The sequence below is a fragment of the Pseudomonas viridiflava genome (genome assembly GCF_003702045.1).
Taxonomy (GTDB): domain Bacteria; phylum Pseudomonadota; class Gammaproteobacteria; order Pseudomonadales; family Pseudomonadaceae; genus Aquipseudomonas; species Aquipseudomonas viridiflava_C.
Genome location: NZ_RBTP01000073.1, coordinates 15,621 through 42,016 on the forward strand (window position 1 = coordinate 15,621; position 26,396 = coordinate 42,016).

Below are 26,396 nucleotides of genomic sequence, written 5' to 3' on the forward strand. Positions count from 1 at the left end.
CACTATGAACGCCGAGTCACGGCTGCAATGCTTCGCGCAGCAAGGGGGCCAGTTCATCCAGGAGGGTCTGGACAGAGCGCAGGGCTCGGCTATCGGGGCGAGTCAGTAGCCAGAGGTCGGTGCTACAGCCTTCCAATGGCGCGCTGAGTCGCTCAACCCCTGGCAAGCCGCGCGCGGTGAAGTCAGTCAGGGCCGCAACCCCCAGTCCGGCAGCCACCAATTGCGAAACGGCCGACATGCTGCTGCAACGGTAACGGGGCACCGCATCCGGGAATGCCTGGCTGCGCCAGATCACGGAGGTATGGTCGGGCATCGATTCGTCGGGGCTGATCCACGGCACGGAGCTTGGCGACGTTTCCAGAGCGTCGCGAAACCCGGGCACGCCACAGATAACGTAGTCGGCGGTGCCAATACGGCGGCCCACCAGATGCTCTGGCGGGGTGTTAGTCAAACGCAGAGCGATGTCGGCGTCGCGGCGACTCAGATTGGCAAACGAGTTCGACGTGGCCAGTTCCAGTGTCAAAGCCGGATACTCGGGCATGAAACGGGCGAGGGCGGGCAGTAACAGGTTGTGCAACACGGCGTCGGTGCAGGTCAGTCTGACTGTTCCGCTTACGACCGCTTCCCCTTGCTGCAAGGCGACACGTGCAGCATTCAACGCAAGCTCGGCACGTTCGGCCTGCTCGGCCATTGCGGTCGCGGTATCGGTCGGAATGTAACCGCGTCGGTTTTTTTCAAACAACGCCAGGCCTAACGCAGCTTCCAGGCGTTTGATCGAGCGAAACGCGGTGGAAATGTCGACCTGCATGAGTTCGGCCGCTCGCGCCAGCGTGCGACCTCTCACTAATGCAAGTACCAGAGAAAGATCAGCGTAGGTGACTTCATAGTGCATCGATGCACAGTTCCTTTGTCAAAATGCCCATGTCGATTGCGTAAATGACTATCCTAAACTGCTTTCATCCAAACCGAACAGCGGTCGTAGCGGCCGCCTGGTTATTCATGACGTCATTGCAGGAGCCCACCCATGTCCCGACTTCCGTTAATTGGTGTCACTGCGTGTCGCCAGCAATTGGGTAAGTATTCGTCGCACACGGCAGGCGACAAATACGTTGAGGCTGCGGGGTATGCCGGTATTCCGATGATCCTGCCCGCGCTGGATACACCAGTGGAACCCGCGCAGCTTCTGGCGCACCTTGACGGGTTGCTGTTCACCGGCTCGCCTTCTAATGTAGAGCCGCACCATTACAACGGTACGCCAAGCGCCGAAGGCACCGCACATGACGTGTTTCGTGACCGCACTACGTTGCCATTGTTGAGGGCAGCCATCGCTCAAGGCGTACCGGTAATTTGCATCTGCCGCGGGTTTCAGGAGCTGAACGTTGCATTGGGCGGCAGTCTTCACCAGCGAGTCCAGGAGCTGCCGGGCTATCTGGACCATCGAGAACCACAAAGTGAGTCGCTGGCTGAGCAGTACGCTCCACAGCATTCGGTGTCTGTTCAAAAGGGTGGCGTGCTGGACGCATTGGGACTGGCACCGGATTTTGAGGTCAACAGTCTGCACAGCCAAGGCATTGATCGCCTGGCGTCCGACTTGCGCGCAGAAGCCCTGGCGCCTGACGGTCTGATAGAGGCCGTTTCATTGCCAGGCGCGCCAGGCTTTGTGTTGGGCGTGCAATGGCATCCTGAGTGGGCGTTTCTGGACAACCCTGTGTCACTTGCACTATTCGACGCCTTTCGCCAGGCATGTCAGGTCTATGCCCGAAGCCGGCCCTCTATCAACTGCTGAGCAGCACGGGCAAACGTGATTTAATAACCGGCTTTGAGGTTCCTCGCGTGTAAGGGCGCGGGGTCCAGCCTCTTCACCGGATATATTTCGCATAAGGCCGCTAATGGATACGGGAGCACGACTCAAGCTGGTGCGTGAAAGCTACAAACTGTCGCAACGCGAACTGGCCAGACGCAGTGGTGTGACCAATGCCACGATTTCCCTGATAGAACAGAATCGCGTCAGCCCCTCGATCAGCTCCCTGAAAAAGCTGCTGGAAGGCATCCCCATGTCACTGGCCGACTTTTTTACCTTCGACCAGCCCCCGGGTCAGGATCAGTACGTTTTTCGAGGCAACGATCAGCCCGATCTGGGCCGCAATGGTGTTCGTCTGCTACTGGTGGGCGCGACACTGCCGAGCCGTCAGATGCGCTTTTTGCGTGAGCAATACGCGCCCGGCGCCGACTCCGGTGAGGAGCCGATCGTACACAGCGAAGGCGAGGAGTGTGGCCTGGTGACGCGCGGGACGGTCGAGCTGACCATCAATGGCCAGATCAACATTCTCGGTCCCGGTGATGGCTATTATTTCCCCACCACTTTGCCGCATCGCTTTCGCAACATCGGTCAGGACGAAGCCGAAATCATCAGCGCCAACACCCCCGCCAATTTTTGATCAGCCACCCAGCCTGTTCGTCAGCGCAGGCTCCAGGACACACCCGCATACACGCCCATGCCATCACCGGGCGTGGAACGTGCCACGTCGCGCCCATTGTCGTCATAACCCGGCGTGACCGTATTGGCATAACGCCGATTGGTCAGATTGCGCAGGTCCAGCCAGGTTTGCCAGTCGTCTTTGGGCGAAGCGTAGCCGAACGTTGCTCCCAGCAAGGTGTAGGCATCGGCGTAGAACGAATTGGCGTAATCCACTGCCGTTCTCGACGCATGCTCAGTGTTCAGCCCTGCATAAAAACCCGTCGGATGGCTGTACCGCAGCTCCGCCTGGTAGTAATGCCTTGGGATACCGGGCAGGGCGTTGCCGCCAAAGCGGTCATCGTCCCGGTAGTGAAAGTCGCTGAAGGTATAGGCCTGGCGCAGGTCTACCTTGCCTGCCGCGCCGCCTTGCCACAGCGGACTGTCGAGACTCAGTTCGACACCGGTGTGAACGGTAGGGCTGGCATTGGATTCGGCGATCACCTGCGACGCGGTTGCGCTCGCAGCTTGGGTTTCGACGCTGAGCAGCTCATGCCTGACCTGCGAGTAATACCACCCCAATTCCCATTGACCCATCCATCCCTGGCCGCGCCCTCCGAGTTCCAGGGTAGTCGCGGTCTGATTTTCAAGTTTCACGCCAACCTGTTGTAACCCCGTCGCCGGGCCGCTTCCCGCGGGAAAAAAGCGATTCGAACCCCAGATCATCGACCAGGCGTGCGGTGGCTCGACCGAACGGCTCAGGTTGCCATAGACCTGCAACTGCGGTGTGAAGTCGTAGCGCAGGCCGAGGCGCGAGGCATAGTCCCAGGCATGGGTGCTGACGGCTTGCTGGTTGGTGGGGTAGGTGACCTCTGTTTCGCGTCGGGTATAGATGGCCGCCACGCCTGTGGTGAGCCACAGGTCCGGCACCAGCTCCAGGTCGTTGCTCAACTGCAGAACGCTGTCCGAACCCAGGTAGCTGTAATCCCGAGTTCGTGTGCCCGGTGCGTAACTGGCGGTGTTGCCGGCCGGAACGCGCACGAATTCAGAGGCGCCGTTATTCGGCAGGCCTTTGGTCGTGCGCAGGCCCAGTGTCGTATTGCTTTGATGTCCAGACAGCGTGTCTTGTCGGATGTAATTCAAGGTGCCGCTGATGTCCGTGTACGCAACCTTCAAGCGATTGGTGCCTTCGCGCAGGTCCATCGGATAGTCGTGGTAAACCAGTCCGGTTTCGATCCGGGAGCTGTCGTCCAGGTAAAACGTGGTTTTATTGCCCAGCCAGGTGCTGCCCGGTTGCAGGCGTTTGGAGTCTCGAGCGACATTGAGCGCATTGGCGGCGCGCGGATCATGACGAATCTGATCGCGGGTCAGTCGGCCGGGGGAATCGTTGTCCGTTTCGCGGTAACGAAAGAAGAAGCGGGTTTCCAGGTCGGGGCTGAAGCGATAGCCAACGTTGGCGGTCATGCCTTTGCTGCCGCCCGAACTCTGATCCTGAAAGCCGTCGTCGTTCGAATCTGTCAGCGCGACGTAGTAGTCCAGGTTGCCCTGCACGTCGCCGGCGCTGATCTGGCGCTTGGCGTAGCCGTGACTTCCGGCTTCGTAACGCACCTGCAAGCGCGGCGCATCGTACCCGGTGTGGGTGACGTAGTTGACCGCACCGCCCAAGGCCAATGAGCCCAGTTCAAACCCGTTCGCGCCACGCCGCACCTCGACATGACTCAACCACAGCGGCTCCTTGAGTTCGTAGGGCGTGCCACCCGGGCCGGTCAGCGGCAAGCCATCGAGCATTTCAAACAATCCTGACGCGTGCGCTCCCGGTGCTCGATTAAGGCCTGAACCGCGAATCGAAATCTTCGCGCCTTCATTATTGGCTGCCTTCGCGTAGACGCCCGCCTGATAGCGAAATACATCTTCGTTGGTGGCGACACGGCCTTGATCGACCCGGTTCAGGTCCACGACATTGATAGCGCCGGGCACGCTGTGTAAGGACTCCCGGGCAACGGCGGCCGGACTTTGGACGGTGTTTGCGCCGACTTCGATGCTGGACAGGTTGACGGTCTGGTCCGCCTTGACCTGACCTGCGCAGACGAAGGCGGTGGTCAAACCGATCAGTTGCAACGAGCGATTGAAAGCAGAAAGCGGGAAAGGCGGGGTGTGTTGCACGTGCAAGGGCCTCTTGGCTTGGGCCGTTACACATTCATGAGGCAACGGCTATCGCAGAGCCGGGGCCATGCGTGTTCTGGGGAAAGAATGTTCGATGCCGGATGTGTCCGACGCGTCACGTAGGGATACGCAAAGGCCACCGCTGGTCGGTGCCGGGACAGATTCCGACAACTATCGGCGTGGCTCTGCTTCGAAACTGAAGGCGTCGAGTCTGGCGCGTTTCCATCTCAGGAGAGCTTTATGACTGAACAAATCTGTGCGTGCCCACACTGTGAATGCGCAACCACCGGCGATCAGGCGGTCGAGCGCGATGGCCAACGCTTTTGCTGCGAAGCCTGCGCCGAGCACCACGTCAATCATCAGCACTGCCAGTCGTCTGGATGTCACTGCGAAGAGGCAGCGGAGAAGAGACTGGACGAGGCCGTGGAGGAAACCTTTCCGGCAAGCGATCCGATTTCGCCTTGAGGTCACTCGTTTCATTTCAACATCAATGTCCAAAGGATATGACAGTGATATTTACAACGCTCCACCGCCGTTTGCGCAAGATTCACGCGCCGACGCCTAAACAATTAGCGCTGCTGGCCACGCTGGCAGCGCTTTCAGCCTGCAATGGCACCGACACACGTCCGCCGGTTTCGTCCCCAGGCGCCGAGAAGCAGACGTCGACGGCAGTATTGGAAACCGGTGCCGCAGTGCTGCAGTCCCGTCCGCCGCTCGACGCATTGAATACCTACCTGGATGGCTTTCATTTTTATAACGGCATGATGCACTCACAAATGGAAGCTCATCACTACTGCTCGATTCTCAACGAGGAGGTCATCCAGTGCGTGATCTACGACGGCAACGTCAAAGAGGCGCATCTGATGGGCGTCGAGTACATCATCAGTGCCAAGCTGTTCGAAGGCCTGCCGCCTGGAGAAAAGGCCTACTGGCACAGCCATTCCCACGAGGTCACCTCTGGTCAACTGATTGCGCCGGGCATTCCGGAACCTGCCGAACATGCGTTGATGGAAAAACTCGTCAATACCTATGGCAAGACGTGGCATACCTGGCACACCGACAAGGATAAATCGCTGCCGTTGGGCGTTCCGCAATTGATGATGGGGTTCACCCGCGACGGCCAGGCAGATCCGGACATGGTCAACGCGCGTGACGAGCGTATGGGCGTGGACAGTGCTGCCGAGCGTGACTCTCGCAAGGACATCAAGCCCCAGCCGGTGCTACCGGGCGCCAATGCATGGATGAACGGCAAAGTCATCCAGGTTCCCGATCCGAGCGGAACCGCGTCACACCACCCGGCTGCCCGTCCTGCGCAGGAAGGTGATAAAGGCGTCAACAGCCGCTCGCCGTCGCCTTGAGATGACCGACAGCCTGAATTTGATGGAGGAGTTGTTGCAATGAGCAACCTCAGTACAAATTTCACGAACGAAGAGATGGTTGGACTGGTGCCCCATGTTCTGTTTTTCGAAGACGACGGTGCCACGCCCAACAGCCCGTTTCCGGTGCTGGTGTATGAGCTTCCCGTCCGCGCCAACCTGGACGTGGCGACCGCTTTCGAGCGTTTGTTTGACCGTAACGAATGGAAACCCCTTTGGCGAGATGGCGTTTTCGACTATCACCATTACCATTCAACGGCTCATGAAGTGCTAGGTGTCGCCACTGGTCACGCTACGCTTCGACTGGGCGGAGAAAATGGCAGCGATCTTGAGGTGAAGGCGGGCGATGTGTTGGTTCTGCCTGCTGGAACGGGCCATTGCCGGCGTGAACAGAGCGACGACTTTCTGGTGGTCGGGGCTTATCCCCGGGGTCAGGAAGATTACGACATCCAGCGCGTCGACCCGGCGGTTCATGATCGGGCAGTCAAACGTATCGCCAGAGTGTCCACGCCACGTATCGATCCGGTCACGGGGCAGGGCGGTTCGTTGATCAATACCTGGATCGTCGATGAACACGACGGGGCCTGAGCCCCGTCGATCTTTCATCAGGGCGCAAACACCGCCCTCAGGCACTGATCGGATTTTTCCTTGAACAGGGCGTAGCCTTTCGGGGAGTCCTCCAGACTCATTCGGTGCGTCAGCAAGTAGGAGGGATCCAGCTCGCCATTCAGGATGTGGTTGAACAGCGTGGGAGCATAGCGCTGTCCGGGCTGCTGGCCGGAGCGTAACGTCAGCGCCTTGTTGACGATGGCCCCCATTGGGAACTTGTCCAGCAGACCGCCATAAACGCCGACCACAGACACGGTTCCACCCTTGCGGCAGGCGCGTATCGCCTGGCGCAGAACGGTGCCGCGTTCTGTGTGCAGGCGCAGCATCTGCTTGGCCTTGTCGTAGGCGTAATCGATTTCCGTGCCATGAGCCTCCATGCCCACGCAATCGATGCAGCGATCCGGCCCCCGGCCTCCGGTCAGTTCCAACAACGCTTCGTGAACATCAGTGGTTTCGTAATTGATCACGCTGGCCCCGGCCTTCTGCTGCGCGAGACGCAAGCGATCAGGGTAACGATCAATGGCGATCACCTGTTCAGCGCCGAGCAGATAGGCACTGCGAATCGCCATCAAGCCCACGCCGCCGCACCCCCACACCGCGACGATGTCGCCTGGCTCGATGTCTGCGTTATCCGCTGCAAAATAACCGGTCGGGGCTGCATCGGAGACAAACAACGCCTGTTCGTCGCGGACGCCTTCCGGCACCGTAAACAGGTTGACGTCGGCGAAGGGCACCCGCACGTACGTGGCGTGGCTGCCGGCGTATCCGCCAAAGGCATGGCTGTAGCCGATGATGCCGCAGCAAGGCTGGCCGTAGGCAATGTCGGTGGTCGACGGATTGGGGTTTGAGTTGTCGCAGCACGAGAAGTCGCTGCGTTTACAGGGTTCACACTGGCCGCAGCCGATGATGGAAATGGTGATGACCCTGTCGCCTTTCTTGACGGTTTTTACCTGTGAGCCTGTTTCGACGACTTCGCCGAGAAACTCATGGCCAATGATATCGCCAGGCTTCATGGCCGGAACGTAGCCGCCCAGCAGGTGCAGGTCCGAGCCGCAGACCGAGGACAAGGTCACGCGGATAATCGCGTCCCTGGGATTGAGGATGGTCGGGTCCGGGACCGTATCGACTTGCAGTTTGTTGGGCGCTTGCCAAGTCAGAGCACGCATCAGGCATTCCCCCTTTCCAGTTGCGGTTGTGAACGTTGCACTGCCATGACATCCGGCTGTTCATGTTCAGGAGATGACGCTGAGGCATCCGTTGCCTGACCGTGGAGAAACATGAAGTCGCGCACTTCGCTGGCGCGCATCTGATTGGTACTGACTTCGCCGGTTTCCAGCTGCTGCTTGAGATTGCTCAACAGATTGAGCAACGCCTTGTCGCTGAACGCGCTGATCGCTTTGGCCAGAGCATGACCAAGGTCGCCACCGGACGGTTCGCACACGACGATGACTTTAAGTTCTGTGCCGCGGTTGCCGGGGGCCGGCTTTAAAGAGGCCGAGATGTTGTGCTGCCACTTTCCGGCAGGCAGGGTTTGCCAGTGCAGGCTGTCGTGTTCAGACGAGGGCGAGCGTTGCAGCGTCCAGTTCAAAGTGCGGCCCAGTGGACCTCGCACGGTCCATCTGCTGGTTTCGGTGTCGATGGCTTCTATGCTGTCGACCCAAGGGATCAGTGGGCCGATGTTTTGCGGCTGCTCCAGGAACGCACGTATCTCGCTCATCGGCTTGCCAATGGTGACACTGCGGGAGATCGCCTCGCTGGCCTTCCAGCCGTGGGCGTTCTGAAATTGGTGTTCAAAGGGCGTGGATGCCAGTTTGCGTTTCACCGCACAGCGCCCGGACACGCCCCGCAGCACCCCATAAGCGCCTGCGGCAGCGCCCAACAGGCCGATCAGACCGCCGCGGCGCAGGGCGGTGACCAGCAGCAGACTTCCGGCTGCGATGGACACGACACGTTCAGTGGTTTTCAGGTCAGGATGATTGACGCGCCAAGTCGTGGACTTGACCGCCACCAGTGGAGATTGATTCATGAGTCACTCCTCGTTGAATCAGTGACAGCGCAACTGTCGAGCGGCAACTGCAGTGATACGCGCTCGACCACTGTCTGGTTTCAGGAATCCTTATCAGCGTTTTGCTTCGACGTTGGGCGATTCCGAGCGGTTCAGGAACGCTCGGGTGATTTCAGGCAGGTGCTCCCTCAACCAGTCCGCCATCGCAACCTCTTGTTTCAAAATCTGCTCGCAATCCTTGCGAATCTGGGCTTCCCCCGCGGCCTCTGCAGCCTCGATGAGTACGGTATAGGTCGCAATTTCAATATTCTCGAACACATAGCCGCTCATCGCACCTTTGACGACTTCATCGGACATCAGCATGCCGCCTAACCCCTGACCAAGCGCCATCAGCTTTCCGCCAATGTCCTTGATCGTCGACGGGCTGCTGTCCAGGCGCGTCAGGCAAGCTTCGACCTTTTGCTGTTGGCCCCGGGTCTCTTCAATATGCTGTTCAATCCGCTTTTTGAGTACCGGATAGTGCTCCAGCCTTTCTGCCTGTGCGGTCAGCATCTTTTCCGCCTGCTGTTCCATCGCGTGGGCGTCGCGCAGCCAGTCAATCAGATTGTCCTGTTTTGTAGTCGTAGTCATGACGCTTACCTCTTCCAAGTGAGTGGTAAAAGGGTAGAAAAATGGTTTGCCGGACCGGTTCCCAGGTTTGCCCGGCAGGGTGACGAGTGGCATTGAGCGACCTTCAACCGACGAGTACCTGTCGCTCAACACCTTGTGGGTTCATGCATTGCCAGCGCCAGGCATCGGTCAACATGGCTTCAAGATCATGCCTGGCCTGCCAGCGCAGTTCGCGACGAGCCTTTCCGGGATCCGACCAGCAGGCCGCCACATCGCCTGCGCGGCGCGGTTCGAAGGCCAGCGGCACCGTCACACCGGAAACGCGCTCGAACGTGCGCACCACCTCAAGCACGGAGTAGCCACGACCGGTCCCCAGGTTCCAGACCGACACACCTCGCTGAGTGCGAATTCTCCTCAGTGCTTTGAGATGACCTTCGGCCAGATCCACCACATGCAGGTAGTCACGCACGCCAGTACCGTCCGGCGTCGGATAATCGTTGCCGAATACATGCAGGGCAGGGCGCTGCCGATTGGCGACCTGCAACAGAAAAGGCAGCAGGTTGTTCGGCGTGTTGCGAGGGGACTCGCCGAGCATTCCGGATGGATGCGCGCCAATCGGATTGAAGTAACGCAGCAGACCGATGGTCCATCGCGGGTCGGAACTGGCAACACTTTTCATGACGTGTTCGGCCATGAGCTTGGAGTGCCCGTATGGATTGGTCGGCAACCCCAGTGCGCAGGTTTCATCCAGTGGCATGCGCTCGGATTCGCCGTACACCGTGGCTGAGGAGCTGAACAGCAGATTGAAAACGCCGGCTTCGGCCATCGCCTGACAAAGATTGACGCTGCCGCTGACGTTGGTTTCGAAGTACCGCAACGGCTCCCGAACGCTTTCGCCCACGGCCTTGAGGCCCGCGCAATGAACCACCGCGTCTATGGGGTATTCGGCAAACAGCCCTTGCAAGGTGGCCTTGCTGCGAATATCTCCCTGGATGAAGTCGAAATGGCCCCCGGTGATGTTCACCACTCGATCAAGGGTTTCTCGCGAACTGTTGCACAGGTTGTCCAGCACCAGCACGTCGTTGCCGTGCTCAAGTAACGCCAGCACAATGTGAGCGCCAATGTATCCCGCACCACCGGTCACTAGGATCATGGTTGTCCTTCCTTTGGTTTTCGCTGCCTCAGGCAGAGGCTGGCTGACGACTCCACTGCGACGTCTTGCTCGTCCTACAGAGAGGCAACGAGGGAGACACGCATGGAGTGGTTGCTAGCGAAAATCAGGACCTATCGACCCATTGAACGTGACGCACAGCAGGTGCCAAAACAGCATTCGCTTATGGATAGGGACGCTTTGCAGCGTACGAGTTCAACGAATTTTTCCCAGCGGTGCGTGCACTTCATCGGAAGAAATGAACGGTCGGTCTGCCTGGTCGCTCCATAATTTCAGAACGCAAATGCCGCCTGTTTTTTGGGCATTACCGTCTTTTCATGAATGCAGTCGAAGTCCAGCCTTGCGAGGCGTCCTTCAGATTCGTCCGGCACTTTTCCATAAAAAGGGAAACTCCATGAACCGTGTAGAAGCGATTCATTCTGACTTGTCGACTGCAACGCACATCCAGCCTGAAATACGCCCCGTGCTGTTGTGCCTTTCCCACCTTCGCTGGGGGTTCGTCTATCAGCGGCCGCAGCACATCATGTCCCGCATGGCGCAGCACTACGAGGTGATATTCTTCGAAGAACCTGTACCCTCGGATGCTTCCACGCCTTGGCTTGAGTGCCTGCCGCAAGCCGGTGGCGTTACCGTGCTGGTGCCCCGCATTCCCCACGATGCTTTTGAAGATCAACGGATCGAGTTCCAGCGAACGCTGCTGGACGAGTGGTTTCACGAGCATCCAGCCAACGGTCTGGTGTTGTGGTACTTGACGCCCATGAGCCTGAAGTTCACCGATCATTTGTGGCCGCAGGCGACTGTTTACGATTGCATGGATGAACTCTCTGCGTTCAAGGGCGCGCCACCGGAATTGCTTGAACTGGAAAAAGACCTGCTGGAGCGGGTCGATATCGTGTTCACGGGCGGCTACAGCTTGTGGGAGGCAAAAAAAGAAAGACATGGCAATGTTCACGCGATGCCCAGCAGTGTCGATATCACGCATTTCTCCGCCGCACGCACGGGCCTGATTGAGCCGTCGGACCAACAGAAGCTCGCGCATCCGAGACTGGGTTTTTTCGGCGTCATCGATGAGCGCTTCGACATCGAACTGATTCGGCAACTGGCAACGGCTCACCCAGAATGGCAATTTGTGTTGATCGGGCCGGTGGTCAAGATCGACCCGCAGACGCTGCCCCAATTACCCAACCTCCATTACCTGGGCGGCAAAGCCTACGACGAACTGCCAGCCTACCTGTCCGGCTGGGACGTGGCGCTGATGCCGTTCGCGCTCAATGAATCGACCCGGTTCATAAGCCCCACCAAAACCCCCGAGTACCTGGCGGGCGGTTGCCCTGTGGTGTCGACCCCGATCACCGATGTGGTCAGGACCTATGGCGACACCGGGTTGGTTGCCATCGCAGCCAATGCGGAGGCGTTCGCCTCGGCCATCGAGCAGGCCCTGGAAGGCAACGGCAAATCTGAGGATTTCAACCGACGTGCCGACGCGGTGCTTGCGGACATGTCATGGGATAAAACCTGCGCGTCCATGAAGGAGCTGATCACATGCCTGAAATAACACTCGAATCGGCGATCAACACCGCGCAGCCGTATGACTTTCTCATTGTGGGCGCAGGCTTTGCCGGCAGCGTGCTTGCAGAGCGATTGGCAGAGGGGCTTGGCAAACGTGTATTGCTGATCGATCGCCGCGCTCACATTGGCGGCAATGCATACGATCATCTGGACAGCGCAGGTGTGTTGGTGCACCGCTATGGGCCGCACATCTTTCATACCAATGCCGAACGTATTGTCGAGTATTTATCGCGTTTCACCGAGTGGCACACTTACGAGCATCGTGTGCTGGCCAGCGTGGACGGCAAGCTGGTGCCCATTCCGATCAACCTGGACACGCTCAACAGCCTGTACGGCTTGCAGATGAACGAGCAGCAGGCCGAGGCCTTTCTCGCCGAACGTGCCGAGCCGGTCGATGTGATCAAGACCTCCGAAGACGTGGTGATCAATCAAATCGGGCGTGAGCTGTACGAAAAGTTCTTCCGGGGTTACACACGCAAGCAATGGGGACTGGACCCATCGCAACTGGATAAGTCGGTGACGTCGCGAGTGCCGACGCGCACCAGTACGGACAGTCGCTACTTCACCGATACCTTTCAAAAAATGCCGTTGCACGGCTACACGAAGATGTTCGAGCGCATGCTGGACCATCAGCGAATCGACATCGTACTGGGCATTGATTTTGCGAAAGTGCGAGACACGCTGCGGTATGAGCACTTGGTTTACTGCGGCCCCATCGATGAATTTTTTGGGCACTGCTACGGGCGGTTGCCTTACCGATCGCTGCGTTTCGAACACGAAACGGTGGATCAGGTGCAATTGCAGCCCGTGGCGGTGGTCAACTACCCGGATGAAACGGTGCCTTACACGCGCATTACCGAATACAAGCACCTCACCGGCCAGCAGCACCCCAAAACCAGCGTGACGTATGAGTTTCCAACGGCCGATGGCGACCCTTATTACCCTATACCTCGTCAAGAGAACGTCGACCTGTACAAGCGCTACAAAGCCCTTGCCGATCAGTCTGATAACGTCACCTTTCTGGGACGCCTGGGTACGTACAAGTACTACAACATGGATCAGGTGGTGGGGCAGGCGCTGGCGTTGTATCAGCGTCTGGCTCAGGAACAGGCACCTGCAACACCCGGACAAGTGGAGTCGGTCGCCGTAGAGCAGCCTGCGAGGGGTTAAGCATGTCGCGTCTGTTCAGAAGCTTTTTCGTGGGCGGGTTCGAATGTTCAAGCCACAGGCGACGTGATGGCGTCAGGCTTGATCTGCTGCATAGCACTGGGCACGCACGCTGGCCTGGAGAAGACTTTTCGGCGCTGGCAGCGTGCGGCATTCGCACCGTGCGCAGCGGCTTGCGCTGGCATTTGATCGAACCCCGGCCCGGCGTTTATGACTGGGGCAGCTTTTTGCCCATGCTGCGCGCCGCCCGACAGCAGAACACTCAGGTTATCTGGGATCTTTGTCATTATGGCTATCCCGACGAACTCGACATCTGGCGACCGCAATTCGTCGAGCGTTTCGCCCGGTTTTCAAAGGCCGTCGCGCAAGTGGTCCGGGACGAGGGCGAAACCGCTCCGTTCTACTCACCCATCAACGAGATGTCGTTCTGGAGCTGGGCGGGAGGAGACGTGGGGTATTTCAACCCCGGCGCAGAACGCCGGGGTATGGAACTCAAGCACCAGTTGGTCAGGGCCAGCATCGCAGCCATCGAGGCGATACGTGAGGTCGAGCCCCGCGCCCGCTTTGTGCAGGCTGATCCGTTGATTCATGTCATGCCGGCCACCCGTCGCATCGACGAAATCGAAGCGGCGGAAAACTACCGACTGGCGCAGTTCGAAGCCTGGGATTTGCTGAGCGGACGCCAATGGCCGGGGCTTGGAGGGCGTGCGGACTATCTGGATATTCTGGGCGCGAACTTCTATCCCCATAACCAGTGGATCTTCAACGGCCCTCGGGTGATGCGCGGCGAGCATGAGTATCGACCGTTCTACGGCATGCTCAAGGAGCTGCATGCACGCTATGGCAGGCCGATCCTGATTTCTGAAACAGGTGCCGAAGACGATCAACGCCTGCCTTGGTTTCATTACGTGACGGATCAGGTCAAGAAGGCGATGCGGGCGGGTGTGCCTGTCGAAGGTATTTGCTGGTATCCGATTCTGGATTATCCGGGCTGGGACGACGGCCGCTATTGTCCGGCCGGCTTGTTGGGGTATGCCGATGGTCAGGGGCAGCGCGCAGCGTTCCATCCATTGCAGGTCGCGCTACAGAAGGAGCGTGATGAGTTCGACGCCTTGCAGGCGTTGGTGGCGAGTGCGGAAAGGGACCGATAGCGCATGCCAAAACCTTCATCGATGCCGTTGCCTGGGCGCGCTGTAGCATTCCTGGCACGTTACGTGGCACTCAGGCCGTGGCACTTTGGCGCCATGCTGACGTTGATCATCGGCGCCGCCAGTTGTGCAGTGGCGGTTCAGTACGGCATGAAAATGCTGGTCGATGTGATGACACTGGGTGACCGTGCGAGCGAACACATCTGGTTTCCGTTTGCGTTGTTCATCGGATTGATCGTCGTCGAAAACGTGTTCTGGCGTTTGGGTGGCTGGCTGGGTTGCAGAACCGTCGTTGCCAGCTGTGCCGACCTGCGCGTTGACCTGTTCAACCACTTGGCCGGCCACCCGATGCGCTTTTTCTCTCAGCATTTTTCAGGCTCGCTCGCCAATCGCATTTCAGCTGCGGGCGCGGCCGCTGGCTCCATTTACGGGGGGCTGGCCTGGAAGATCATTCCGCCGTGCGTCGATTTCCTGGGGGCCGTGGTCGTGCTGTATACCGTCAAGGTCGCGATGGCGAACGTGCTGATTGTCTGTGTATTGCTGGTAGCGGCGTTGATCACAGTGGTCGGTGTACGTGGCCGTTCGAAACACATCGATTTCGCCGCGCACTCGGCCAGAGTCGGAGGCGAGATGGTGGACCTGGTTTCCAATATCTGGACGATCAAGGCGTTTTCAGCCCGCGAGCGGGAGCGTCAGCGACTCGAAGCGTCCATCGGCGTTGAGGCAAGCGCGCAGCGGCGCAGCTGGATTTACCTGGAAAAGGCGCGGGTGCTGCACGATATCTGCCTGTCTGTGATGGCGGGTGGAATGCTCGGCTGGGCGCTGCTGCTGTGGCGCGACTCGGCCGTGACGGCTGGCGACGTGGTGCTGGTCAGTGCCCTGACGTTTCGGATTCTGCACGGCTCGCGGGATCTTGCCCTGGCGCTGGTCGATACCTCCCAGCAACTGGGCGTCATTGCCGAAACCCTGCGCATCATCGTTCAGCCCTACACATTGACGGATGCCAAGGCCGAGCTGAAACCGAGCCGAGGGGCCATTCGTGTGATCGACGTGTCTTACCGTTACCCGGAGGGACGCAAGATCTTCGAGCATTTGAACCTTGAGATCCCTGCCGGGCAGCGTGTCGGCATTGTCGGCTCGTCCGGTGCGGGCAAATCAACACTGTTGAGTCTGTTTCAGCGTCTGGATGATGTAAGCAGCGGGGCGATTTTGATCGACGACCGCGATATTCGTACCGTCAGCCAAGACAGTCTCAGGAAACAGATCGCCGTCGTCCCCCAGGAACCGACGCTGTTCAATCGCACCATCTACGAGAATATTGCCTATGGGCTGCCAGACGCTCGACATGAGGATGTGATTCAGGCGTCGCGCCAGGCTTACTGCGATGAGTTCATCCGGGCGCTGCCGGAAGGTTATGACACGATGGTCGGCGAGCGGGGCGTCAAGCTCTCGGGGGGGCAGCGTCAGCGCCTGGGGTTGGCCAGGGTGTTTTTGAAGAACGCGCCGATCCTGATCCTCGACGAGGCCACCTCAGCGCTGGATTCTCACTCCGAGGCCGTGATTCAGGCTGCATTGGCCAAGCTCATGCAGGGCAGAACCGTACTGGTCGTGGCCCACAGGTTGTCGACCGTGGCGAATTTTGATCGGGTCATCGTGCTGCACGACGGGCAGATCATAGAAGAAGGTCCACCCACGCAACTGCGTAGACAAGGCGGTGTCTATGAATCGCTCTGGGCCGCTCAAACCCTGGTCGGCGAATGATTTAAGTTCGCTGGCCCATTCATATGCATATAATTCTATTTTTTGAGATAACTCAGAACCCTTTTGGGGGTGATGCAGTCGTAGTCGGATAAGCGCGTGGAATCACGCTGACATTATTCTGGGAGTCATGGCGTGTCGGAAAACAAAACCCGTGTCGACAATACGGCGAGCGGAAACATCTCCCATAAGGGAAAGGACATCTTCTTCGCTGCGGTAGAAACGACGCGCATGCCGATGATCGTGACCGACCCTAATACCGAAGACAACCCGATCATCTTCGCCAACAAAGCGTTTCTGGAAATGACCGGTTACGGGGCCGAAGAGATCATAGGCTCCAACTGCCGCTTTCTGCAGGGGCCTGAGACTGATCGTGCGGTGGTACAGGCCATTCGCAACGCGATACATGAGCGCAGCGACATCTCGACCGAGATCCTCAATTACCGTAAGGATGGCTCTTCGTTCTGGAACGCCTTGTTCATTTCGCCGGTTTATAACGACGCTGGCGATCTGATCTATTTCTTTGCCTCTCAGCTGGATATCAGTCGCCGTCGGGACGCAGAGGAGGCGCTGCGCCAGGCGCAGAAAATGGAGGCGCTTGGGCAATTGACAGGCGGTATCGCTCATGATTTCAATAACCTGCTGCAAGTCATGGGCGGTTACATCGACCTGATTGGCAGTGCAGCGGAGAAGGCCACGATTGATATACCGCGCGTTCAGCGCAGTGTTCACCACGCCAAGTCGGCGGTCGAACGGGCCAGCACGTTGACCAAGCAGCTGTTGGCCTTTGCCCGTAAACAGAAACTGCATGGCCGGGTGCTCAATCTCAATGGGCTCATATCAACGGCAGAACCGCTTATAGAGCGTACCTTTGGCTCTGAAGTGACGATCGAAACCGATCTTGATCCTGCTCTGAAAAACTGCCGCATCGATCCGACCCAGGCGGAAGTTGCGTTGCTGAATATTTTTATTAACTCCCGTGACGCGTTGATTGGCAGACCTGATCCCAAGGTGTTTATCGAAACACGCAACCTGGTGGTGGATGAACTGGCCAACATGTCTTATGACGGGCTGTTGCCGGGACGTTATGTAAGCATTGCCGTTACGGATAACGGTATTGGCATGCCGTCCAGTATTCGTGATCGTGTGATGGACCCGTTCTTTACCACCAAAGAAGAAGGCAAGGGCTCGGGGCTCGGACTTTCGATGGTGTATGGCTTTGCCAAGCAGTCCGGCGGCGCGGCGCGCATTTACACGGAAGAGGGCGTCGGTACTACATTGCGCCTTTACTTCCCTGTTGACGAAGCCACGATTGCCTCCGAGTCGCCTCAAGCGCTGGAGCAGCGTCAGCGCCTTGGTAGCAGCGAGCGGATTCTGATCGTCGAAGACAGGCCCGATGTGGCAGAACTGGCAAAAATGGTGCTGGATGATTACGGCTACAGCTCGGACATCGTGCTCAACGCGCGTGAGGCGCTGAAAAAGTTCGAGTCTGGCAGCACTTATGACCTGTTGTTCACCGACCTGATCATGCCCGGCGGCATGAACGGCGTGATGCTGGCTCGTGAAGTAAAGCGTCGCTACCCGAAAATCAAAGTGCTGCTGACCACCGGCTACGCTGAAAGCTCGATAGAGCGCACCGACATCGGTGGTTCGGAATTCGACGTGGTGTCAAAGCCCTGCATGCCCCATGACCTGGCCCGAAAAGTCCGCCAAGTGCTCGACGGGCCGAACGGTATCGCGTAAGGGTCGCTCCCGTAACAATCAAGCCTGATCTCGATCAGGCTTTTTTATGCGCGGTATGAAGGCGACGTCTACAGACTCGTGGCAAAAGTCCTACACCGTCATAGTTAGATATTCAGTGAGGCTATCAGTCGTCCGATGACTTAATATGTCGGTGTCATAAACTGTTTGCAGTAACCGCCCTAATGTCGAGCGAGTTGGAACATGAATGAGCCGTTGCGTTCCGTTGTTCTGAAGTCTTGATAAGTAGAGCATTTGCTCTGCAAAAAAAGTTATAGAAAATATTAAACTTCTTGAACACGCCTCAGGTCATTGGAGTGTACGCCAACTGCGTTAGCGTGTTCTGCCACTGACTCGAAGGATGATCATTATGATTCGCGATGACCGCATCGCCCCGGGCGCATCTGTCTATTCAGATACCCACACCGTGGCACCCTTGCTCAAACGTATTTCCTGGAGCGCGATTCTGGCCGGTGTGGTACTGGCTATGGTTGTCTCATTGCTGTTAAATCTTCTGGGCACTGCCATTGGTACTTCCACGATTGATCCTATGCAGGAAGCCAACCCCATGTCCGGGATTGGCACGGGTGCAGGGATCTGGGTGGTGGTCAGCTCGGTCATCTCTCTGTTCGTGGGCGGTTGGGCTGCAGGTCGTCTGGCGCAGCGTGAAGGCGCTTTCCACGGTCTGCTGGTGTGGGCAAGCGTTTCGCTGATCACGGTCTATCTGGTGACCAGCGCAGTGACTGACGTGGTGCGCGGCGGCCTGAACCTGGCGGGCAGCGGCATGTCCGCACTGGGCAGCGGTATCGCTCAAGCTGCGCCGGCATTGGGCAACCAGATTCAGGATCAACTGCGCCAGCAGGGCATCGAGTTCAACCTGAACGATATTCAGGGCGAAATCGAAACCGCCATGCGTCAGACCGGCAAGCCTGAGTTGAACCCGGACAACGTCAAGCAAGAGGCCCAGTCGGCCCAGCAGGACGCGCAGAACACCGCTCAGCGCAGCGCGCAGAACCCACAGCAGGCTGATGAGCAACTGGGTGGCTTGATGGATCGCATCAAGGCCAAAGGTGATCAGGCCTGGGATGCCGCTGACCGTCAGGCGCTGGTCAATCTGATCAAGGCGCGTGGCAACAAGACGGATGCAGAAGCCAACCAGATCGTCGATCAGGCTCAGGCCAGCTATCGTCAGGCGTACGCCAAGTATCAGGAATTGAAGGCTCAGGCTGAACAGAAAGCCCGTGAAGCCGCTGAAGTCACTGCCAAGCGCGTCTCGCAAGGTGCCTGGATTCTGCTGATTACGCTGGTGATCTCGGGTCTGGTTGCTGCGGGTGCGGGCGTACTGGGTCGTCGTACTCAGCCACCTGCCAAGGTTGTAGCTTCGGTTTAATCCGATTCGCAGATGCGTAAAACGGGAGACTTTAAGAGCCTCCCGTTTTTTATGATCAATCGTTCACTTTCTGGTTATTCAGTCAGAGAAGTATCAAACAGTACGTTGGATTTTTATTGCGTTATCTTCTGGTAAATGTCTGCGCACGAACAATAAACCCGACTGTGTCGCTTTATAAATATGCCTGTTCATGACCTCAGATCCAGGCATCATTCTCTGCCGTCAATGCACTCGTGTGCTCACCCGTATTAGTGACGCCACAGGGTTCGACTAATAAAATCTTTGCTTCTTTGTTCGCGCTTGGCTTATGTTCGACGCCTTTGCCCACCACATACATTTCCCCCGCACCCAGTGTTACGCACCCCTCACGAAAATGAATCTGGAGTTCACCCTCCAGAACGATGAACACTTCATCGGTATCGGCATGGCTGTGCCATAAGAACTCGCCCTGGACCTTAACCAGTTTGAATTGGTAGTCGTTCATCTGGGCAATGACTTTTGGCGTCCAGTGTTCGGAAAACAACGCAAGCTTTTCGTTGAAACTGATTGCCTTCTCGGGACGTGATGGGGGTGTACTCATAAAAAATGCCTCGCGCTCATCAGGGCAGGGGTGGAACGATCAGGGGCTCGTCGCACGATCTCCCGTTTACTCAACAGTTATAGACAGTCAAATGCTCGCGAGGCAGCGCGCCCCCTGTATTCAAGGCTGCCATCTGCTCGCCAGCGCCCCAAATCGCCGGACTTGTAGAGTTTCGTCTGCTGATCGGCCGAAAGCGGATTAGGCACGAAGCGTTGCGCTGTCAACTGCGGGTCGTTCTGGTAGCCGCGGCCCAACCCTATGCCTCCCAGATAGAGCTCGCCAGTGACACCGACCGGCATTGGCTGACCGCGAGCGTCGAGCACCAACACGTGCACGTTGGGCAGCGGTTTGCCCATACCGGGGTTCTCGCCCAACTCACGGATCAGGCCTGCCGTGGCGGCCGCCGCGCATTCGAGTGAGCCGTATTGGGTGTGGAAACGGATGCTTTGGCAGTGGCGTAGGCGCTCCCACGTCGCATCGTCGAGAGCCAGTCCATCAAGCAGCACACTGACCGGCTGATAGCTGCTGCTTTCTGTAAGACCCGCGGCCAGCAGTCTGTCGAGTTGGGAGAGCGTGGCATCGAACACATGCACCTGATGGCGCGCCAGAAACGCCAGAAAATTCGCGCCGTCGGCCCGGGTCGATGGCGGCACGATGACCAGCCTGTGTCCAACGATCAATTGGGCAATGCCTTTGATGGACAGGTCGGAGCAGGGCTTTGCATTGAGTGCCACATTGGCAGCGGACGGGCAGTGGGCATGGGTGGTATGGGCCAGCGTTCGGGCAAGATTGACGACCGAGCGATGTTCGATCATCACCCCCTTGGACTGGCCGCTGAAGCCTGAGGTATACATCACACAGGCCAGATGCTCGTCAGTGAGATCCAGAGCGCCGACCTCAAGGTTGTCGTCGTACTCCGGGTCGCTGTCGATCAATCTGGCGTCGCGCTCGTCCAGCAGGATAAGGGCCGGACGATAGCGAGCGGCCGGCAGGCGTTCGGTTAGCGCCTGCGGGCACAGCAACAGGCGGGCGGCGCTGTCCTTGAGGATGAACGCCATGCGCTCTGCCGGATGATCCGGGTCGATGGGCACACACGCGCCGCCAGCCTTGAGCACGGCGAGCAGGGCGACGATCATGTCGGCACCAGGCTCGGCGCAGATGGCCACGCGTTGTTCGGGTTGTATGCCATGCAGCAGCAGGCGCTGGCTGAGCTGATTTGCGCGGCGGTTGAGCTGGGCGTAGGTCAACTCATGGTGAAGATCCACCAGCGCGATAGCGTCGGGACGAGCCTGGGTCTGTCGTTCGAACAATTCGTGAATCAGTTCATGGCCAGGGTAATCGCGCTGCGTGGCGTTGAACGTATGCAGCACAAGGGCCAGCTCGGCCTGCGGCATGATCGGGAACTGCGCGACGCAGGTCGGGTGATGTTCGAGAGCGGCTTCAAGCATCGCTATCAGGCGGGGCTGGATGAGCCGGACTTCTTCACGGGAGAGAAACGTCGTGTCGAAGTTGAAATCCAGGCAAAGATCACCGAACGAATGAGCGTCGTGGACAACGATTTCCAACGGCGGCGGCTCGTAGCCGGCCCTGCGCAAGACCGCTTCCCTCTCGCTGTCGCCCGCAGGCCCGTCACTGTTCAGGCTTTCAAAGGCCAGTGACACGTCGGCCTCCGAGCAGCGCTGATGCACGTTGCGGGCTTGCAACTGGCTGGCGACGTCGCGCATCAATTCCATGAACGAGCCGTCGAAGTCGAGGTTTAGCCGTGTTGCAACAGAGGATGAACCGATGGTTTCGGCGCTGCCGGGCACGGGCAGGGCAATGACGATCGAGTCGACACCCGTGGTGCGACAGAAGTACGTGCTGATGACGGCTGCGAATGCGTGCGCCAACGGCACGTCCATGCTCTGGCAAAAGCCGCTCAGATCACTGAACAGCGGGCGCGGCAGCGTCACTTTCGTTTGGGCATAGCGCGCAGCGCCGTTGATGGGCGTCGGGAAGCGCTGTTGCAGCAGAGGCGGTGGTGCCTCAGTAAACAGCGTGGGCGCATGTGGTGTATGTTCAAGCACATCGGGAGTGGACGAGGCCATAACGGGTCACCTGTATCGTGCAGTCAGCAAAGGCTCGTCTACAGGTGGGCTTGCAGGTTGCGCAATGCACATTGCCCATCGGCGTGACGAATCATGAAATGGATTGATAACAGTCATTCTTTGGATTGCCCCTGAAGAACCGACAGTGCGCAGTTGGCTTGTTCGGTGGAGCCAGCCATCCCGCGCTGCAGGTCGGATGTTTCCGTAGAACACCTTGAAATCAGGTCAGTGCGGGCTCAAGAAGCGAGTCCATGAATTCGAACGCGGCGGCGCAGGAGCGAGTCGAGTGTTCGAAGAACGCCAGATGGCTGCCATTTTTTTCGATGTGCAACCGGGCGCCTTCGACCGACTGCGCGATGTGTCGAGAGCCACCGATGTGCGTAGTCTGGTCGCTGTCACCCGCCACGACCAGCGTTGGAACATCGATGCCACTCAGCAGGGTATTGATATTCGTCTTGTTCAGCGCGTCATTGACCCGTGAATACCGATAAAACAGCTCGACATTCACATAAGGAAACAGCGCTACGTGAGCGATAGGTTCCGGGGTGGTGACCAGTGTGGCTTGATCGACAAACAGCGCTTGCAGGTCACGGGCCTCGCTGCGGTCCGATGCGGCCGCTTCCATCAGCCATTCGAAATTGCGCTGGTGCGCCGTACGCAGGCTGTCATCGTCCAGGTTGTAGTCCCCATGCCACAGGCTGAGCGAGCGCACCCGATCATCGTGTTTTGCAGCAGCGTATAAGGCGATGGCAGCGCCACCGCAGATGCCCATTACGTGAGCGCTCTCATGACCGAAATGCTCCATGATCGCGAACAGATCAGCGGTCTGTGCAGTGGCATCCACGACCAGCCGGTCGAAATCGATGCAGGCGCCGAATAGCCCGCGTGTTTCCCAGGTCATCACAAAATAGCGTTCGCCCAGCGCCAGGAACCACTCACGACACAGCTCGAACGGTAGGCCGCAAGGCAATACCAGTACCAGAGGCGTCAACCGTCGGTTGGCACTGGCGTAGGTATTGAGCAGTACGCCGTCGCGAGTGATCAGGCTCGATCTGGCGATGCCCGGAATCTGGGCATCGAATTCGAAGTGTTCGATGATCGCCTGCTGCGCCTGTTGCTGTTCAGCGCTGGCAGGCGGTTGGTAATCGAAGTTCAACGCGGCGCTTATCTTGCGGCTGATGAACAGCTCGAACGAAGACAGCTGCTGCGTCGATTCCCGGCAGTACTCCAGCTGTTGAACGCCAATGCGTGCAAACGCCTGGCTGACGGTTTGCTGTATCGCGGCAACGCCTGCGCCAGAGACGACCGATGGGCCATCGCTGGCGTTGAGCAGGCCGATGTGAATGGGTTCCGGAAGGTTGGTCGCCAGGTGCCTGAGCATCCTGACTGCCTCGCACAGTCGCGTTGCCGCGTCGGTGACATTGGACATGGTTAAACGCTCCTTACAAGACAGGTGAGATAGCCCGACAGCCGGGCGACCGGATGACTCACGCTTCGCGGAATTTCTTGCCGCGGGTGGTTTCGGTGACCAGGCGGTTGTAATCAGGGGTCTGGTTACCAATGACCTGCACAGCGCCGTATTTTTCGAGGCTGATCTTGCCGCCGTACTCTTCGATGTGGTCGGAGTCCGGGTAGATCTTCACGAAGGAGGGCACATAGCGGGATGCAAAGCCCATGCGCATGTCCTGGCTCTCGCCACTGTGCGGGTAGGACGCGTGCATCAGGGTCGACCAGAAAATGACGAACTGGCCGGCCTTCATCTGGATCGGTACGGCGCTGGCTTCGTCCGGCTTCCAGTCCTGATCGATCTGCAACTGACGGTAGTCGTAGCCGAAGAAACCGCGACGTACGCCATCCTTGACCACCGAGTTGGCGTTTTCCGGCGAGTAGCTCATGCGCTTGGTTTCGTCGTAGTTCATGCTGTTCTGCGTGCCGGGAATGAACTGCAGGCAGCCGTTGGCGATATTGACGTCGGTGAACGCGGTCCAGACGGTGATGGTGCCGCCAAAATCCTCGTTTTCCGGCCAGATGATCTGTGGCTTGCCCGAGGCGTTGGCGAAGGTATCCGCCTGGTGCCAGTCGGTGCCTTCATCGCCTGGGTATTTCGGGAAAAACTCGGTACGCCAGCAGAGTACGTCCGGGCCCAGGATGCTTTGCACGCGGTCGCAGATTTCTGCCCGGGCGATGTGGTCGGCGAGGAAGTCGTCGTCCAGATGGCGGTCGTAGTTGGCAATGTTGGTGGCACCGGAGATCGCGTCCAGATCCTGATAGGCGGCATGGCTGCGGTCCAGAAGGCGCAGGCGGGTGCGCTTCCAGATTTCCTTCATCTCGTCCTGGTCATAGGCGGTGAAAGGGCCGATGAAGCCGTTTTTTTCAAACGTGGCGCGCTCATCTTTGGTGAGGTGGAATTGTTTGGTCGCAACTTCAGACATGTTCTGGTTCCTTTCGATCAAGAAGCGTTGGCGAGGGAAGTACGAATGCAGTCGGCCAGTACTTTGGCAGTGGCACCGTTGGCGAGAACGCCTGGGTTGAGGTCGACGCGATAGTGGTTTTTGAGCAGGCTCAGCGAGCGGATCAGCGCCAGCGAGGTGCCGCCGTGATCAAAGAAGTCGTCGTTCAGGCCGATTCCCTTGAGGCCGATGTCGTCGTTCCAGACCTTGAGGACAAAACGTTCCTGCTCCGACAAGTCGACAGGCGTGACCGCTGCCGTTGCGGCGCGTACAGCAGCGTCATGCTCGACAGGCGAGGGCAGTTGCTGCTTGTCGATCTTGCCGTGGGCGGTCACCGGCAAGGCCGACAGCGCGATGTAGGTTGAAGGGCGCATGAAGTCCGGCAGGTGTTGAGCGGCCAGTGCCGACAACTCACCGCGCAGTGCGGGGGTCAACGTCTGAGAACCGTCGGCCGGTACGACATAGGCCACCAGTCGCAGGTCGCCCTGACCGTAGTCGTGGGCCGTCACATGGCTGGCTGACAGTTGCGCGCTACGTTGCAGACAGGCTTCGACTTCCCCGGCTTCGATACGGAAACCGCGTACCTTGAGCTGCTGGTCGCTGCGCCCGGCGTAATGGTACTCACCGGTCGCATCGCGTTTCATGAGATCGCCCGTCCGGTAGGCACGCACGCCGCTACCCGGCAGCGTCACGAAGCGTTCGGCCGTGAGGGTCTGGCGATTCAGGTAACCCAGGGTCACCCCGGCACCTTCGATGTACAGCTCGCCGGTCACGCCTTCGGCCACCGGTTGCTGATGCTCGTCCAGCAGATGCAGCGTCCAGCCGTCCAGCGGCTTGCCGACAGACACCGTGGCCGAGGTTTCCAGATCCTGTCCACGAACCCGCTTGAGGGTGGTGTGTACGGTGGCTTCAGTGATGCCGTACATGTTCACCAGCGCAGGCTGTTCATCGCCGTGACGCTCGACCCAATGGCGCAGGACAGTGGCTGGCAAGGCTTCACCGCCAAAGACCACATAACGCAGCGCAAGGCGCTGGGTGGCGTTACGGTCTGTTTCGTCCAGGACGCGGAACGCTGACGGCGTCTGGCTCAACACGGTGACCTTGTTGCTGACCAGCCAGTTTCTGAAGGTTTCCGGCGAGCGCGAAATCTCGTAAGGCACTACGGCCACTTGAGCGCCGTGCGCCAGCGCGCCCCAGATTTCCCAGACCGAGAAGTCGAAACCGATGGAATGGAACATCGACCAGACATCGGTGGGCTTGAAGTCGTAGGCGCGCTGGGTGCTTTCCAGCAGGCTGCTCACGTTGGCGTGTGTCACCAGCACGCCCTTGGGCTCGCCCGTCGAGCCTGAGGTGTAGATCACGTAAGCCGCAGCATCGGCCGCGTTGAGGCCGCGAGTCGGCTCCAGGCCGGTTCTCTTTTCGGCCAGCAGATCGGTCAGACGCAGCACTTGCAGCGCGGGATCCTTGGGAAGGCTGCACAACGCTTCGGAACAGACGATCAGTTGCAGGCCGCTGTCTTTGACGATGTGCTCAATGCGCTTGGCAGGATAGGACGGGTCGACCGGGACGTAGGCACCACCCGCCTTGAGGATCGCCAACAGGCAGGTGACCAGGTCGGCGTCGCGGTCGAGGCACATGCCCACGAGGCTGCCATTTTTGACGCCGCGTTCGCGCAGGCTGGCAGCCAGACTGGATGAGGCAGCGTCCAGCTCGGCATAGCTGATGGCTCGGGTTTCATCGGAGACCGCAGTTCTTTCGGGAAACTCGCGAGCCTTGGCACTGAACAGTTCGTGCAGCAAAACGCCTGGCTTGAGTGGGGCTGCGAGGGTGTTTGCCCCGGCGGCAGTTGGGGTAATCGGCATGAATAAAGCTCCTGTTGGGTCGCAAGTTGCAGTGCGCTCGACGCATTCAAAACCGGGTTCCGCAGCCCATAACGAAGAGTGTGAGGTGCCTGCGAACCGCTCGTATCAGCGCAGCGATCGCATTTCAGCACCGATTCCGGAAGGGTGTCTGTCGAGGGAAATAGGGACAGTTCGGGACGAGTGCGAGGCGGGCGGAAGGAGCCGGATTGTCCCCGATTGCGGTGACAGACAGCCGTCATGGGCGGTGCTTACATGCT

General features: G+C 58.7%; 22 protein-coding genes. 11 read left to right on the forward strand and 11 right to left on the reverse strand.

What is annotated here, in order from left to right; all coding sequences use genetic code 11:
* Positions 1–16: 16 nt before the first annotated feature.
* Positions 17–892 carry a LysR family transcriptional regulator gene (locus ALP40_RS22785; RefSeq protein ID WP_122210411.1) on the reverse strand — a complete coding sequence of 292 codons (876 nt, stop codon included), beginning with the start codon at positions 890–892 and terminating at the stop codon, positions 17–19.
* Positions 893–1,024: 132 nt separating this feature from the next.
* Between ALP40_RS22785 and ALP40_RS22790 the strand changes: the two genes are divergently transcribed.
* Together ALP40_RS22790 and ALP40_RS22795 are read left to right on the forward strand one after the other, a co-directional pair.
* On the forward strand, positions 1,025–1,786 hold the full coding sequence (locus ALP40_RS22790) for a gamma-glutamyl-gamma-aminobutyrate hydrolase family protein (protein WP_122210412.1): 762 nt from the start codon (positions 1,025–1,027) through the stop codon (positions 1,784–1,786).
* A 103-nt stretch (positions 1,787–1,889) separates the two neighbouring features.
* Positions 1,890–2,438 carry a cupin domain-containing protein gene (locus tag ALP40_RS22795; RefSeq protein WP_122210413.1) on the forward strand — a complete coding sequence of 183 codons (549 nt, stop codon included), beginning with the start codon at positions 1,890–1,892 and terminating at the stop codon, positions 2,436–2,438.
* Between the two features lie 20 nt (positions 2,439–2,458).
* Here ALP40_RS22795 and ALP40_RS22800 read toward each other — a convergent pair whose 3' ends face one another.
* On the reverse strand, positions 2,459–4,618 hold the full coding sequence (locus ALP40_RS22800; RefSeq protein ID WP_122210414.1) for a TonB-dependent receptor domain-containing protein: 2,160 nt from the start codon (positions 4,616–4,618) through the stop codon (positions 2,459–2,461).
* 240 nt (positions 4,619–4,858) lie between these two features.
* On the opposite strand from ALP40_RS22800, the gene ALP40_RS22805 reads away from it, so the two are divergent.
* Genes ALP40_RS22805 through ALP40_RS22815 form a run of 3 tightly spaced genes read left to right on the forward strand, consistent with a single transcriptional unit; the run spans position 4,859 to position 6,582 of the window.
* On the forward strand, positions 4,859–5,083 hold the full coding sequence (locus ALP40_RS22805) for a metallothionein (protein WP_122210415.1): 225 nt from the start codon (positions 4,859–4,861) through the stop codon (positions 5,081–5,083).
* 44 nt (positions 5,084–5,127) lie between these two features.
* Complete coding sequence (locus ALP40_RS22810; protein WP_259640742.1) at positions 5,128–5,976, forward strand: OBAP family protein; 849 nt, start codon at positions 5,128–5,130, stop codon at positions 5,974–5,976.
* 39 nt (positions 5,977–6,015) lie between these two features.
* Positions 6,016–6,582 carry a cupin domain-containing protein gene (locus ALP40_RS22815; RefSeq protein ID WP_122210417.1) on the forward strand — a complete coding sequence of 189 codons (567 nt, stop codon included), beginning with the start codon at positions 6,016–6,018 and terminating at the stop codon, positions 6,580–6,582.
* A 17-nt stretch (positions 6,583–6,599) separates the two neighbouring features.
* Here ALP40_RS22815 and ALP40_RS22820 read toward each other — a convergent pair whose 3' ends face one another.
* From ALP40_RS22820 to galE, 4 genes are all read right to left on the reverse strand, one after another.
* Positions 6,600–7,769: a zinc-dependent alcohol dehydrogenase gene (locus tag ALP40_RS22820; protein WP_122210418.1), complete on the reverse strand. Its 1,170-nt coding sequence runs from the start codon at positions 7,767–7,769 to the stop codon at positions 6,600–6,602.
* Complete coding sequence (locus ALP40_RS22825) at positions 7,769–8,629, reverse strand: YgaP-like transmembrane domain (RefSeq protein WP_122210419.1); 861 nt, start codon at positions 8,627–8,629, stop codon at positions 7,769–7,771. The genes ALP40_RS22820 and ALP40_RS22825 overlap by 1 nt, the downstream gene beginning before the upstream one ends.
* A gap of 93 nt (positions 8,630–8,722) precedes the next feature.
* Positions 8,723–9,238: a ferritin-like domain-containing protein gene (locus ALP40_RS22830; RefSeq protein ID WP_122210437.1), complete on the reverse strand. Its 516-nt coding sequence runs from the start codon at positions 9,236–9,238 to the stop codon at positions 8,723–8,725.
* A 103-nt stretch (positions 9,239–9,341) separates the two neighbouring features.
* Positions 9,342–10,370, reverse strand: coding sequence for a UDP-glucose 4-epimerase GalE (gene galE / locus ALP40_RS22835; protein WP_122210420.1), 1,029 nt, complete (start codon positions 10,368–10,370; stop codon positions 9,342–9,344).
* Between the two features lie 412 nt (positions 10,371–10,782).
* Here galE and ALP40_RS22840 point away from each other — a divergent pair, with 412 nt between their 5' ends.
* The 6 genes from ALP40_RS22840 to ALP40_RS22865 all read left to right on the forward strand — a co-directional run bounded on the left by ALP40_RS22840 (position 10,783) and on the right by ALP40_RS22865 (position 19,160).
* Positions 10,783–11,943, forward strand: a complete 1,161-nt coding sequence (locus tag ALP40_RS22840; RefSeq protein WP_122210421.1) for a glycosyltransferase family 1 protein — start codon at positions 10,783–10,785, stop codon at positions 11,941–11,943.
* A complete protein-coding gene (gene glf, locus ALP40_RS22845; protein ID WP_122210422.1) occupies positions 11,931–13,127 on the forward strand; it encodes a UDP-galactopyranose mutase in 1,197 nt (398 codons plus the stop codon). The genes ALP40_RS22840 and glf overlap by 13 nt, the downstream gene beginning before the upstream one ends.
* Before the next feature lie 2 nt (positions 13,128–13,129).
* Complete coding sequence (locus ALP40_RS22850; protein ID WP_122210423.1) at positions 13,130–14,275, forward strand: family 1 glycosylhydrolase; 1,146 nt, start codon at positions 13,130–13,132, stop codon at positions 14,273–14,275.
* Between the two features lie 3 nt (positions 14,276–14,278).
* Positions 14,279–16,033: an ABC transporter ATP-binding protein gene (locus tag ALP40_RS22855; RefSeq protein WP_122210424.1), complete on the forward strand. Its 1,755-nt coding sequence runs from the start codon at positions 14,279–14,281 to the stop codon at positions 16,031–16,033.
* Between the two features lie 132 nt (positions 16,034–16,165).
* Entirely contained in the window at positions 16,166–17,773 is a 1,608-nt protein-coding gene (locus ALP40_RS22860; protein WP_122210425.1) for a hybrid sensor histidine kinase/response regulator, read from the forward strand.
* 367 nt (positions 17,774–18,140) lie between these two features.
* On the forward strand, positions 18,141–19,160 hold the full coding sequence (locus ALP40_RS22865) for a hypothetical protein (protein ID WP_122210426.1): 1,020 nt from the start codon (positions 18,141–18,143) through the stop codon (positions 19,158–19,160).
* A gap of 196 nt (positions 19,161–19,356) precedes the next feature.
* On the opposite strand, the gene ALP40_RS22870 is transcribed toward ALP40_RS22865, so the two are convergent.
* The 5 genes from ALP40_RS22870 to ALP40_RS22890 form a co-directional block, all read right to left on the reverse strand.
* On the reverse strand, positions 19,357–19,740 hold the full coding sequence (locus ALP40_RS22870) for a cupin domain-containing protein (RefSeq protein ID WP_122210427.1): 384 nt from the start codon (positions 19,738–19,740) through the stop codon (positions 19,357–19,359).
* Positions 19,741–19,817: 77 nt separating this feature from the next.
* Positions 19,818–21,827, reverse strand: a complete 2,010-nt coding sequence (locus ALP40_RS22875) for an AMP-binding protein (RefSeq protein ID WP_122210428.1) — start codon at positions 21,825–21,827, stop codon at positions 19,818–19,820.
* 220 nt (positions 21,828–22,047) lie between these two features.
* Entirely contained in the window at positions 22,048–23,256 is a 1,209-nt protein-coding gene (locus ALP40_RS22880) for an alpha/beta fold hydrolase (protein WP_122210429.1), read from the reverse strand.
* Between the two features lie 58 nt (positions 23,257–23,314).
* Positions 23,315–24,259 (reverse strand): syringomycin E biosynthesis L-threonyl-[L-threonyl-carrier protein] 4-chlorinase SyrB2, encoded by a 945-nt coding sequence (gene syrB2 / locus ALP40_RS22885; protein ID WP_122210430.1) that lies wholly within the window; start codon positions 24,257–24,259, stop codon positions 23,315–23,317.
* A 17-nt stretch (positions 24,260–24,276) separates the two neighbouring features.
* Entirely contained in the window at positions 24,277–26,139 is a 1,863-nt protein-coding gene (locus tag ALP40_RS22890) for an amino acid adenylation domain-containing protein (RefSeq protein ID WP_122210431.1), read from the reverse strand.
* Positions 26,140–26,396: the final 257 nt, after the last annotated feature.

Bases quoted from the DNA above. Each gene is read 5' to 3' on its own strand.
- ALP40_RS22785 (WP_122210411.1), bottom strand. From the start codon at position 892: ATGCACTATGAAGTCACCTACGCTGATCTTTCTCTGGTACTTGCATTA.
- ALP40_RS22790 (WP_122210412.1), top strand. From the start codon at position 1,025: ATGTCCCGACTTCCGTTAATTGGTGTCACTGCGTGTCGCCAGCAATTG.
- ALP40_RS22795 (WP_122210413.1), top strand. From the start codon at position 1,890: ATGGATACGGGAGCACGACTCAAGCTGGTGCGTGAAAGCTACAAACTG.
- ALP40_RS22805 (WP_122210415.1), top strand. From the start codon at position 4,859: ATGACTGAACAAATCTGTGCGTGCCCACACTGTGAATGCGCAACCACC.
- ALP40_RS22815 (WP_122210417.1), top strand. From the start codon at position 6,016: ATGAGCAACCTCAGTACAAATTTCACGAACGAAGAGATGGTTGGACTG.
- ALP40_RS22820 (WP_122210418.1), bottom strand. From the start codon at position 7,769: ATGCGTGCTCTGACTTGGCAAGCGCCCAACAAACTGCAAGTCGATACG.
- ALP40_RS22825 (WP_122210419.1), bottom strand. From the start codon at position 8,629: ATGAATCAATCTCCACTGGTGGCGGTCAAGTCCACGACTTGGCGCGTC.
- ALP40_RS22830 (WP_122210437.1), bottom strand. From the start codon at position 9,238: ATGACTACGACTACAAAACAGGACAATCTGATTGACTGGCTGCGCGAC.
- galE (WP_122210420.1), bottom strand. From the start codon at position 10,370: ATGATCCTAGTGACCGGTGGTGCGGGATACATTGGCGCTCACATTGTG.
- ALP40_RS22840 (WP_122210421.1), top strand. From the start codon at position 10,783: ATGAACCGTGTAGAAGCGATTCATTCTGACTTGTCGACTGCAACGCAC.
- glf (WP_122210422.1), top strand. From the start codon at position 11,931: ATGCCTGAAATAACACTCGAATCGGCGATCAACACCGCGCAGCCGTAT.
- ALP40_RS22850 (WP_122210423.1), top strand. From the start codon at position 13,130: ATGTCGCGTCTGTTCAGAAGCTTTTTCGTGGGCGGGTTCGAATGTTCA.
- ALP40_RS22855 (WP_122210424.1), top strand. From the start codon at position 14,279: ATGCCAAAACCTTCATCGATGCCGTTGCCTGGGCGCGCTGTAGCATTC.
- ALP40_RS22865 (WP_122210426.1), top strand. From the start codon at position 18,141: ATGATTCGCGATGACCGCATCGCCCCGGGCGCATCTGTCTATTCAGAT.
- ALP40_RS22870 (WP_122210427.1), bottom strand. From the start codon at position 19,740: ATGAGTACACCCCCATCACGTCCCGAGAAGGCAATCAGTTTCAACGAA.
- ALP40_RS22875 (WP_122210428.1), bottom strand. From the start codon at position 21,827: ATGGCCTCGTCCACTCCCGATGTGCTTGAACATACACCACATGCGCCC.
- ALP40_RS22880 (WP_122210429.1), bottom strand. From the start codon at position 23,256: ATGTCCAATGTCACCGACGCGGCAACGCGACTGTGCGAGGCAGTCAGG.
- syrB2 (WP_122210430.1), bottom strand. From the start codon at position 24,259: ATGTCTGAAGTTGCGACCAAACAATTCCACCTCACCAAAGATGAGCGC.
- ALP40_RS22890 (WP_122210431.1), bottom strand. From the start codon at position 26,139: ATGCCGATTACCCCAACTGCCGCCGGGGCAAACACCCTCGCAGCCCCA.